Origin of the sequence: Pseudorhizobium marinum, from assembly GCF_000705355.1 — a bacterium.
GTDB classification, from domain to species: domain Bacteria; phylum Pseudomonadota; class Alphaproteobacteria; order Rhizobiales; family Rhizobiaceae; genus Neorhizobium; species Neorhizobium pelagicum.
Genome location: NZ_JMQK01000033.1, coordinates 18,221 through 29,015, shown reverse-complemented (window position 1 = coordinate 29,015; position 10,795 = coordinate 18,221). Strand labels below are relative to the sequence as shown.

Sequence of the window (10,795 nt, the reverse complement as noted above, 5' to 3'; positions counted from 1 at the left end):
GCCAGCGACGAGGAGGTGCGGCATGCAGCAACGCGGGCGCGTCTCGACGACATGATCGCTCTCCTGCCGGAGGGCTACGACACGCTCATCGGCGAGCGGGGCGTGAAGCTGTCCGGCGGCCAGAAGCAGCGGCTGGCGATCGCCCGGATCTTCCTCAAGAACCCGCCGATCCTGATCCTCGACGAGGCGACCTCGGCGCTCGACACGGAAACAGAGGCTGCGATCCAGGCGTCGCTTGCCGAGCTTTCCCAGGGAAGGACGACGCTCGTCATCGCGCACCGGCTCTCCACCATCGCCAGTGCGAACCGGATTTTTGTCGTCGCCGGCGGGCGGATCGTTGAAAACGGCTCCCACCAGACGCTTGTCTCCAATCAGAACGGGGCGTTCTACCAGTTGGTGAAAGCCGCGCCCTGACTTGCACGGCAGTCACCATGCGGATCACGTTTGCGATACTCAAACATGTGGAGCGCCGGTCCCGTTTGTGGCGGTCGTGTTGGCGCACGGCCGCCACGTTGCGCGGCCCCCTTGCGGCCCTGCGGCAGGCAAGTCGATCCGACGACCGGACGCTTGCCCGCAACTCAGCGCCCGCAACTCAGCGGTAGCATCTTTCGCTTTCCAAAAATTTAGCCGCGCGGCTGCAGCAATGCCAGGATCACGGTTGATGCGGCAAGGACGGCGGTGAGGATCAGGGGTCCCGTGGCGCCGTGGGTGTCCACGATATAGCCGCCGACAACGGCGCCGATCGTGATCGCGATCTGAAACGAAACGACCATCAGGCTGCCCGCTGCCTCCAGCGCGTCCGGTGCTCCGCGCGACAGGTTGGTTGGAAGTACCACTGGTGCCATACCAAATGCGAAGCCCCAAAGCGCTGCAAAGCCAAAGGCGACGCCGATGTGTGCGCCCCAGATCACCAGAGCGAGCGCCGCAAGCGCCATCAACCCGGCAGTGACCACCAGGGCAATGCGGATATTCGCGTCGGCCATTCGGCCACCGGCAATGTTACCGATCACCGCCGCGATGCCGAATCCGAGCAGCACCAGCGCTATCGACCCGGTTGTCAGCAGCGTCACCTGTTCCAGGAAGGGCCTCACATAGACCGAGCCGGCAAAATGCCCGGTCATCAGCAAAAGGATGGCAAGCATCCCCAGTTGGACAGGTCGCCGCCCCAGCAGCCGAAACACGTCCGTCAGACTTGTGCCCGCGCGTGCGGGAAGGGACGGCAGGCTGAGCAACTGCATCAGCATGGCGATTGCAGCGAGCCCCGCCGTCATCGCCATGGCCGTGCGCCAGCCCAGCCAGTCGCTGATCAATGCACCCATGGAGGGTGCAGCTATGGTGGCAAGGGAGACGCCAAGCGTGACGATCGCCATGCCCCGACCTGTGGCATTGGCGCCAACCAGCCTTGCCACGACGGACACGGAAAGCGCCCAGAAGGCGCTGAGAGCGATGCCTAGTCCGGCTCGGCCGAGCAGAAGCAACCAGAACTCGGTCGCGACCGCTGCAAGGATATTAGAGCCGATCGCCAGAGCACTGAGGCCGACCAGCACCGTCTTGCGGTTCAATCTGCCGATGAGCACATTGCTCAACAGGGCTGCAACGGCACCGACGGAAGCCGTGGCCGTGACGACCTGTCCGGCCGTTCCCTCGCTCACGCCAAGATCGCGCGCCAGTGGCGTCAGAAGGCCTGCCGGCAGGAACTCCGCCGATACCAGAGCAAAGCTGGTCGCCGCCATGGAAAGCACCGCCAACCAGGTGGTTGCGCTCCACCTGGCTGGCTCAGCGGCATCGAGACCCGACACTTCCAGGTCCAGTTGTGATGTTGTGCCCGTCATTGAACATTCTCCTTCGTCCAGGAGATGTCATAGACGATCCATTGCAGACGATATGTGCCCTAGGATCCGAAATCCATGTCCATTCGTCCGGGATTTGTGCGGCGCACAACGCCGGGTGAGACGCTCGTGATGCGTTTGAACGCACGGGCAAAGGATGCCTCGGAGTCATAACCCAGACGTGAGGCCACCTCAGCTACCGACATGCCGCCCTGCCCAAGCAACTCGCGTGCGTGCTGCATACGTAGGCGGGCGAGATACCGGGCGGGACCTTCGCCAAGGATGGCGCTAAAACGCTCGGCAAAAACCGAGCGGGATTGGCCTGCCACCGCGGCAAGGGCGACAAGGGTCCAGTTGTGGCCGGGGTCCCGGTGCATGGCTGCCAGTGCGCGCCCAATGTGGGGGTCGCGGATGGCCGCGAGCCACCCGGAGGTAGAGGTTCCGGTGCAATTGACCCAGCAGCGGATCAGCCGCGCTGCAAGCAAATCGGCCATGCGCGTCAAGACAGTGGCGCTGCCCATTTGAGGTTGTGCAGCTTCTGCGGTCATGGCCGCCAGCAAGGGACCAACGATCGGGTCATTGCCGGCCACATCACAGCCCTTGATGATCGGCGGCATCAAAGCGATCAGCGGATTGAGCGCATGCGCGCCCAATTCCATGGAGCCGCAAAACAGAGTGCTGGTCGCGCCTGCTCCGTCCTGCACCACTTCGCAGACATTGCTTCCCAGATCGGTTACCCGGCATGCATCGAGCGAATGACCCACGACATCCGGCGCACTGGCCAGTCGATGCGTGGTGCCTTGCGGCAGCAGCACCAGATCGCCGTCGCGCAACTCCTGCCACCCCTGCGCGTGCGTATGGAGCCAGCATGGGCCGTGGCTGACAAAGTGAAACCGAAGCAACTGTTGTTGTGGAAAGGCGAGGCTCCAGGGGTGCCGGAGCTCGCACCGCCCATAGTTTACACCACTCAAACGGAAGTCTTGCAGGACTTCGCTCAGGGAATCCATGGGAATAGGGGGCGAAGCGGTCCGGGACGAATAATCAAGCATGAGGGCAGTTTAATGGCTGAACGTCTCGTGCGCAATGCCTGCCCGTCGAGGGGACACCAACAGCAAAGAAGGAAGTGCATTTGAACCGTCAGCCCGTTTCGCACGCTACGAGGCGTTGAACGACACCCGACCGGGCGTCTCTGATGCGACGCCCTGCGACGTCGAAAGCCGGTGAATGCACCGATTGTCTGACCGACTGCAACGGCATTCCAAAGGCTAGTAGCCGGAAACATGCGGCAGCCAAGTCGATAGCGAGGGTACGAAAGTGAGCAGCAATAGAATGATCAGGTAAGCAAACAGGAATGGTGTCATCTCGCGCGATATTTCACTGACCCGGATCCTCACGGTAGATGAGACCACGTAGAGCAACTGACCCACGGGCGGTGTGATCAATCCGATCGTCAGGTTGATGATGACGATCATGGCAAAGTGGATCGGATCAATACCGAGATGAGCCGATATGGGCGCCAGGATGGGCACGAGAATCATGACGCCCGGGAGCGGATCCATGAACATCCCAAACAGCAAAAGCAGGATGTTGACGGCCAGCAGGAACGCGATGGGACTGAGGTTCCAGGAGATGATCAGGTCAGCCAGGTACTGCGGTACGCCCTCGTTGATTAAGACCCAGGCAAAGGCGCGCGCAGACGCTAGAATCAGCAGGATCCCGACAGTGACCATGGCCGACCGAAAGATGATGTCGGGCAGGTCACGCAGGTGCAAAGAGCGGTAGATGAATATTCCGCAGCACAGAGCGTAGAACACCGCGATCACGGAGGCTTCCGTTGGGGTGAAATAGCCGCCCCGTATACCGCCCACCACGACCACGATCAGGGCAAGGGCTGGAAGGGCAAATATCGTCGTGGAGACCATCTCCCGCAGAGTCGGCCGAACATCCATAGACCGGTAATCGCGCTTGCGCGAAATCGCGAAGTTGACGGCACACATGGCCGCGGAAATGATGAGCCCGGGGATGATGCCGGCGACGAACAGGCCGCCCACGGAAACTCGATTGTCCTGCAGCGCATAGATAATCATGACAATGGAGGGTGGAATGATCGGATCTACAATTGCGACGGCGGCTGCGAGCGCAGACGCATAAGGTTTGTCGTAGCCGCTCTTTTCCATCATGCGGATGTTCATCGCGCCAGGACCGGCAGCGGCTGCCAGCGCTGAGCCGGAAATTCCGGCAAACAGCGTGGTCGATATGATGCTGGCGTATCCCAGGCCGCCACGGGCCCGACCGACGAACTGCACCGCCAGCCGCAACAGGTGGTGCGTCAACGCTCCACCAGTCATGAGCTCAGCCGCCAGGATGAAGAAAGGAACTGCCAGGAGGGGAAAGCTGTCGACACCGGAGAACATTTCCTTGATGACGACGATCTGCGGATAATTGCTGCCCAGGATGACGGCCAACCAGGTCGCGATCGCGAGCGTGAAAGCGATTGGCACGCCGATTGCCATGAGCACGAAGAAGGAAGCAAAGAGAATGATGATCATGGTCAGGCTGCCACAGGCGGCCGACCATCGTCGTCCTGCAGGGCACTCATGCCGCTTGTGACATAGGTCCGCACCACGAGAAGAAGATGCACGATCAGCAGTGTGAAGCCGATCGGCATGGCGAGATAAATGTATCCGAAGGCAATCCGCGTCGATGGCGTGGTCTGCATCATTGTCCGCTCGACATAGGTCTTGCCGACCCAGATCATCATCAGGAAGAAGGCAAACATGATGATTGCGGACAGCGCGCGCAGGCGGCGGGCGTTTCGCTCAGACATCATGACCTGCACATTGTCGATCACGGTGAGGCTGCCGTGGCGAAGGGTAATGCCCGCGCCGACAAACGTCAGCCAGATCATCAGATGGCGTGCCACCTCGTCAGACCAGGTGATGGAATGGTTCGTAAAGAAACGCAGACAAACGTTGACGAACACAAGGATCGCCATGCTCGAAAGAATGGCGATCAACAGCCATCGGTTCGTCGCGACGAAAATTTCTTCGAATTTCTTCATTTCGCTCCTGCGGTCGTCGGTCGGACCGTCAATCCCTTGGCAGGACGTCCCGCTTCAAGCGGGACGCCTTCAACCATCACTTGGTCGCGATGATCTGGTTGACCAGGTCCTTGCCGAATGTCTGGTAGTACCCTTCATAGGCGGACTGGATGGAAGCCTGAAAGGCAGCCTTCTGCTCCTCGCTGAGAACGTTGACCTGCATGCCCGCGGCCCTGGCCGTATCGATGCCGGTTTTTTCCGAGTTATCGACAAAGGCGCGCATCGCCTGCTTGCCCTTGATCGCACCGTCGGTGAAGATCTTCTTGTCCTCGTCCGAGAGGCTATCCCAGAATACGGGAGAAACGATCAGCATGGCCGGTGAGTAGACGTGGCCGGACACCGTCAGGTACTTCTGAACTTCCCACAGTTTCGCTGAAACGATCACTGAAAGCGGATTTTCCTGTCCGTCGATCGCTCCCTGCTGCAGGGCCGGGATCACTTCCGGCCAAGACATCGGCGTCGGCGCGGCGCCGGCCGTTTCGAAAGCAGCAATATGGACCGGGTTCTCCATCGTGCGAATCTTCAAGCCGGCCAGGTCTTGCGGCTTCTCAATCGGCTGGCGATTGTTGGTGATGTGCCTGAAGCCCTGCTCACCCCAGGCAAGCGCGATCAAGTCACGACCGCGGAAATCCTCCAGGATCCCCTCGCCGATCGGCCCGTCGAGGACGGTCCGCGCGTGGCCGAGATCCCGAAACAGGAAGGGGATATCGGTAACGCCGATTTCCGGCACGAAGTTTGACAGCGCCCCAGACGACACCACGACCGCTTGGACGCCCGTGCCGAGCTGAAGACCCTCAATCACTTCCCGCTCGCCGCCTTGAGCAGATGAAGGGAAGTGCATGAACTGGAACTTTCCGCCGCTGGTGTCGGTGACGTATTTGTCCCAGCCGTCGGCCGCTGCTCCATAGTGGGAATCACGAGCCAACGCATAGGCAATTTTGACCTCTGTAGACTGAGCAAAAGCGCCGGTGGCGCCAGCCACGGTTAGACTGCCCACGACGACCAGCCGTTCGAACAAAGATGCCATGTCATTACCTCCCCAAGATCCTAGGTTTTCAACCCGAACAAATACTTGGCAGATCTAATTCGAGGAAACCGCTCGCCGTCAAGTTCACATGATGCCAGATCCGTCGTGCGTGCTCCCTTGGACGGCGCATTGCGATCAGGCTGTCTGATCCGTCTCAGACTGGAGCAATGGCTGCGGATAGCGCTTCGCAGCGTCGACGCGACGGCTAAGGGCAGCAGTGCCAAGGGTCTGAGTATGAGGGGCAAAAAAGTATCAGTGAATCTTCTGCCATGATGTAGATAGGCCTGCCGAGACACGTCTATGCTGCGCCATAGCATGGGATTTGCGGAAGAGGAGTTCTGCAGGTTCTGCGGAAATTGTGCGCTCTGGGAGGAGACCGCGGTGCAGCCCGATCTTGAACTTGTTCATATCCGAAAAGGCGAATCCTTCGCCGCCTGGATGCACGGCTATCCGTTTCGGACCGTACGATGGCACTATCACCCGGAGTACGAGCTTCATCTGGTCGTGGCAACATCGGGCAGCTTCTACATAGGCGACCACATCGGGCGGTTCGAGCCCGGCCAGCTTATCCTGACCGGTCCCAATCTTCCTCAAAACTGGATCTCCGAGATTTCCGCCAACGAAGTCGTTCCGGTCCGCTCCCTGGTCATACAGTTCCCGCAGAGCTTCGTTGACGACAGCATTGCGGGAATGGCGGAGATGGAGGCCGTCATGCCTCTCCTGGAGCGCAGCCGCCGCGGGCTGTTGTTCGATAGCGACACGAGCCGAGCGATCCGCCCCCTGTTCGAGAGGCTGATACAGGCGCGCGGTATCATGCGTCTATCGCTGTTCTGGGAGATCCTCGACATCCTCACCAAGGCGCCGCGGCCGGAAGCTCTGGCCAGCCTGAGCTATCAGCTCGACCTGTCCGATATCAATGAAAGCGGCATCAACAGGGCAATCGCGCATCTGCGCGAACATCTCACCGACGATATCGATGAGGGAGAGCTCGCCGAGATCGTCGGACACAGCACGAGCTCATTTTCGCGCGCCTTCAAACGCCACACCGGCTCGACATTCGTCCGCTACCGCAACCAGCTGCGCGTTGATCTGGCCTGCCGGGCACTCGTATCCCATCCGGAGGTGAAGGTCGCCGAGATCTGCTACGAAATCGGCTTTTCCAACCTCTCGAACTTCAATCGACATTTTCAGAGGTTCAAGGGCATGTCGCCCTCTGAATTCCGCGCGACCTTCAACGCCAACGGAGCGTTCAAGGCCGCCGGCTAACAACATCGGCCATAGCCCCATCTTGGGGAACAGGAATCCGGGAGGCGTGGTGCCTTCCGGAAACGGACAGGCTTTGTCCGCAGCGTCCAAAAGGGAGGAAGAATGAGATGAGAAAAGCACTGAGTGCACTTTCGATCGCCACTGTTGCGCTCGCCGCAGCGCCGGCTCTTGCACAGGACGGCCAGTTGAAGATCGGCATGACCTTCCAGGAAATGAACAATCCCTACTTCGTCTCGATGAAGGAGGCCCTCGACGAGGCGGCAAAGTCCCTCGGTGCCGAGGTGGTCGTAACCGACGCCGCCCATGACGTCGCCAAGCAGATCTCGGACGTCGAGGACATGCTGCAGCAGAACATCGACATCCTGCTTCTGAACCCCACGGACTCCGCCGGTGTCGAGGCCGCTGTTCACGCGGCGAAGGCTCAAAACGTCATTGTCGTGGCTGTCGATGCAAATGCCAGTGGACCCGTGGACACCTTTGTCGGCTCCAAGAACAAGGATGCGGGCTATCAGTCGTGCAAGGCGCTTGCCGAAGCCTTGAACGGCGAAGGCGAGGTCGCCATCCTTGACGGCATCCCGGTGGTGCCGATCCTGCAGCGCGTCGAAGGCTGCAAGGAGGCGCTTGGCGAACATCAGGGCATCAAGCTCGTCGACACCCAAAACGGCCGCCAGGACCGCTCCGTCGCCCTCGGGGTCGTGGAGAACATGATCCAGTCCCACCCGAACCTGAAGGGAATCTTCTCGGTCAACGACGGTGGGGCCATGGGTGCATTGGCGGCCATTCAGGGATCCGGGCAGGATATCAAGCTGACCTCGGTAGACGGAGCGCCAGAAGCTGTTCAGGCGATCGCGGAAGGAACAGCCTTCGTCCAGACAACCGCGCAGTTCCCCCGGGACCAGGTGCGGGTCGGCCTTGCCATGGCGCTCGCACAGATGTGGGGCGCCCGTGTTGTCCCCAAGGAAGTGCCAATCGACGTGCGCCCGGTCACCAAGGAAAACGCTGCCGACTTCAGCTGGTAGCGCCTCCCGAGCGCCTCCGCCCGGCGGGCGGAGGCGACTTCTCTTTGACCAACGCAAGAGGAAGCAAATGCTGCAACTGAGTGGCATCAAGAAAAGCTTCGGCAACATAGAGGTCCTGCACGGGGTGGACCTGTCGGTACAGGCTGGCGAGGTTCACGCTCTTCTGGGGGAGAACGGCGCCGGGAAATCAACGCTGACCAAGATCCTGTGCGGCATTCTCAAGCCGAGCGCGGGTGAGATCCGGATTAATGGCGAAGTGCGCCAGTTCAGCGACTACAACGAGGCGATCGGCGCCGGCATCGGCGTTGTGTTTCAGGAGTTCTCCCTCGTCCCTTATCTGAACGCGGTCGAGAACATGTTTCTGGCGCGCGAAGTCAAGAACAGACTGGGCTTCCTCAAGCGTGCCGCCATGCGTCGGCGCGCCGAAGACATCATGCGCCAGCTCGGCGTCACGATTGCGCTCGACGTGCCCATTCGCCATCTGTCCGTCGCCGAGCAGCAGTTCGTGGAGATCGCCAAGGCACTTGCCCTCGAGGCGCGCATTCTTGTCCTCGACGAGCCGACGGCAACCCTTACGCCCGCCGAGGTGGAGCATTTGTTCCAGGTGATGCGCAGCCTGCGCGGCAAGGGCGTCTCGATCATCTTCATCTCTCATCATCTGGAAGAGATCTTCCAGATCTGCGACCGTGTCACGGTGCTGCGCGACGGCGCATACGTCTCCTCCTGCGCCGTCAGCGAGGTGGATCAGCCGCGACTTGTCGAGATGATGGTCGGCCGTCGGATAGAAAGCAGCTTTCCCCCCAAACCAACGCTTCCTTCCGATGCCAGGACTGTCCTTCACGTGGAAGCGGTTCAGCTGGCGAAAGACGGTCCGGTCTCGAGCTTCAGCCTGCGGGCTGGCGAGATACTCGGTTTTGCGGGTCTTGTCGGCTCGGGACGAACAGAAACAGCCCTCTCGATGCTCGGAGCGTATCGGGCGGCCCGCTGCAAGCTGTCGATGAACGGGGTGGCCATACGCTTCAAGGACCCCTCGGAAGCACTTGCTGCCGGTATCGGCCTGCTGCCCGAAAGCCGCAAGGAGCAGGGGCTGATCACCAGCTTTACGATCCTGCACAACGTCTCGCTCAACAACTACGGCAAATACCTGCTGGGCCACTTTTTCATCAACCGGAAACGGGAATTCGACGATGCCCGCACCGCCATGCAGCAGGTCAGGGTCAAGGCGCCAAGCCCCAATACGCGCGTCGACAACCTGTCGGGGGGCAACCAGCAGAAGGTGGTGATCGCCCGCTGGATCAACCACACCATGAAAGTGCTGATCTTCGACGAACCGACCCGCGGGATCGATGTCGGAGCCAAAGCCGAGATCTACCAGCTCATGCGGAAGTTCACCGCCAGGGGCTACTCCATCATCATGATTTCATCGGAGCTGCCGGAGGTCATCGGCATGTCCGACAGGGTCTGCGTCTTCCGCGCCGGAGGCATCGTTGCGACCGTCGAAGGCGAAGCCATAAACTCCGAGCAGATCATGACCCACGCAACCACCGGGAGGATCCAACATGTCACATGATGCGGACGCGACGACCGGCGGGCAGGCTGAGGCCTCCTCCACGCCCCTCTGGAAGTCGATCATCCACTCGCCGCTGGCCTTGCCGCTTGCGGGCCTTGTCGTCGTTTCCATCCTGATGGGGTTTGCCTCCGACAACTTCTTCTCTGTCTCCAACATCCTCAACGTCCTCAGACAGGTCTCGATCGTTGCCATCCTCGCAGTCGGCATGACATTCGTCATCCTTACCGGCGGCATCGACCTGTCGGTCGGCGCAGTGATGGCGCTTGCAGGCACCATGGCGGCCGGTCTTATGATCAACTCCGGCATGCCGGGATATGTCGGCCTGCTTGCCGGCGTCGGCATCGCTGTGGGGCTTGGGCTGTTTAACGGCCTGCTGGTTGCCTGGGGGCGCATGCCGGCAATCATCGTGACGCTTGCGACGATGGGGATCGCCCGTGGCGCCGGCCTGATCTATTCGGGCGGCTATCCGATTTCGGGCCTGCCGTCCTGGATCTCCTGGTTCGGCGTCGGCCGCATCGGCATGATCCCCGTCCCGGTCATCGCGATGGTGATCGTCTATGCCCTGGCGTGGGTGCTCCTGGAGCGGACGGCGTTCGGTCGGCATGTCTATGCGATCGGCGGCAACGAGACAGCGGCGAGGCTTTCCGGCGTCAAGACGAACCGCATCAAGATCGCAGTCTACGCGATCTCGGGCCTGACGGCCGGCCTTGCCGCCATCGTGCTGACGGGACGGCTGATGTCGGGTCAACCGAACGCCGGGGTGGGCTTTGAACTGGATGCGATCGCTGCCGTCGTGCTGGGTGGCACGGCGATCGCCGGGGGGCGGGGCCTCGTCCTTGGAACCCTCATCGGCGCGATCTTGCTCGGCATTCTCAACAACGGCCTGAACCTGATGGGGATCAATCCATACCTGCAGGACATCATCCGCGGTTTCATCATCCTTCTCGCCATCTACATCGCCCGCGAATGGCGCTGACCAGATAC

General features: G+C 60.8%; 10 protein-coding genes. 5 read left to right on the top strand and 5 right to left on the bottom strand.

Annotated features, from left to right (window positions below; translation table 11 throughout):
* On the top strand, positions 1-414 hold a 414-nt coding region (locus EO99_RS0124010), incomplete at its 5' end, for an ATP-binding cassette domain-containing protein (protein ID WP_029621096.1).
* A 209-nt stretch (positions 415-623) separates the two neighbouring features.
* On the opposite strand, the gene EO99_RS0124005 is transcribed toward EO99_RS0124010, so the two are convergent.
* The 5 genes from EO99_RS0124005 to EO99_RS0123985 all read right to left on the bottom strand — a co-directional run bounded on the left by EO99_RS0124005 (position 624) and on the right by EO99_RS0123985 (position 5,956).
* Positions 624-1,832 carry an MFS transporter gene (locus EO99_RS0124005; RefSeq protein WP_029621095.1) on the bottom strand — a complete coding sequence of 403 codons (1,209 nt, stop codon included), beginning with the start codon at positions 1,830-1,832 and terminating at the stop codon, positions 624-626.
* Positions 1,833-1,891: 59 nt separating this feature from the next.
* A complete protein-coding gene (locus EO99_RS0124000) occupies positions 1,892-2,878 on the bottom strand; it encodes an AraC family transcriptional regulator (protein WP_029621094.1) in 987 nt (328 codons plus the stop codon).
* Between the two features lie 216 nt (positions 2,879-3,094).
* Positions 3,095-4,378 carry a TRAP transporter large permease gene (locus EO99_RS0123995; RefSeq protein WP_029621093.1) on the bottom strand — a complete coding sequence of 428 codons (1,284 nt, stop codon included), beginning with the start codon at positions 4,376-4,378 and terminating at the stop codon, positions 3,095-3,097.
* 2 nt (positions 4,379-4,380) lie between these two features.
* Positions 4,381-4,890 carry a TRAP transporter small permease gene (locus EO99_RS0123990; RefSeq protein ID WP_051680063.1) on the bottom strand — a complete coding sequence of 170 codons (510 nt, stop codon included), beginning with the start codon at positions 4,888-4,890 and terminating at the stop codon, positions 4,381-4,383.
* A 76-nt stretch (positions 4,891-4,966) separates the two neighbouring features.
* Complete coding sequence (locus tag EO99_RS0123985; protein WP_051680062.1) at positions 4,967-5,956, bottom strand: TRAP transporter substrate-binding protein; 990 nt, start codon at positions 5,954-5,956, stop codon at positions 4,967-4,969.
* Positions 5,957-6,337: 381 nt separating this feature from the next.
* Between EO99_RS0123985 and EO99_RS0123980 the strand changes: the two genes are divergently transcribed.
* The 4 genes from EO99_RS0123980 (at position 6,338) to EO99_RS0123965 (ending at position 10,787) form a co-directional block, all read left to right on the top strand.
* Positions 6,338-7,222 (top strand): AraC family transcriptional regulator, encoded by an 885-nt coding sequence (locus tag EO99_RS0123980; RefSeq protein ID WP_029621090.1) that lies wholly within the window; start codon positions 6,338-6,340, stop codon positions 7,220-7,222.
* 107 nt (positions 7,223-7,329) lie between these two features.
* Positions 7,330-8,241 (top strand): ABC transporter substrate-binding protein, encoded by a 912-nt coding sequence (locus tag EO99_RS0123975; RefSeq protein ID WP_029621089.1) that lies wholly within the window; start codon positions 7,330-7,332, stop codon positions 8,239-8,241.
* Positions 8,242-8,308: 67 nt separating this feature from the next.
* A complete protein-coding gene (locus EO99_RS0123970; RefSeq protein WP_029621088.1) occupies positions 8,309-9,811 on the top strand; it encodes a sugar ABC transporter ATP-binding protein in 1,503 nt (500 codons plus the stop codon).
* Positions 9,801-10,787 carry an ABC transporter permease gene (locus tag EO99_RS0123965; protein WP_029621087.1) on the top strand — a complete coding sequence of 329 codons (987 nt, stop codon included), beginning with the start codon at positions 9,801-9,803 and terminating at the stop codon, positions 10,785-10,787. Before EO99_RS0123970 ends, EO99_RS0123965 begins: the two co-directional genes overlap by 11 nt.
* Positions 10,788-10,795 lie beyond the last annotated feature (8 nt).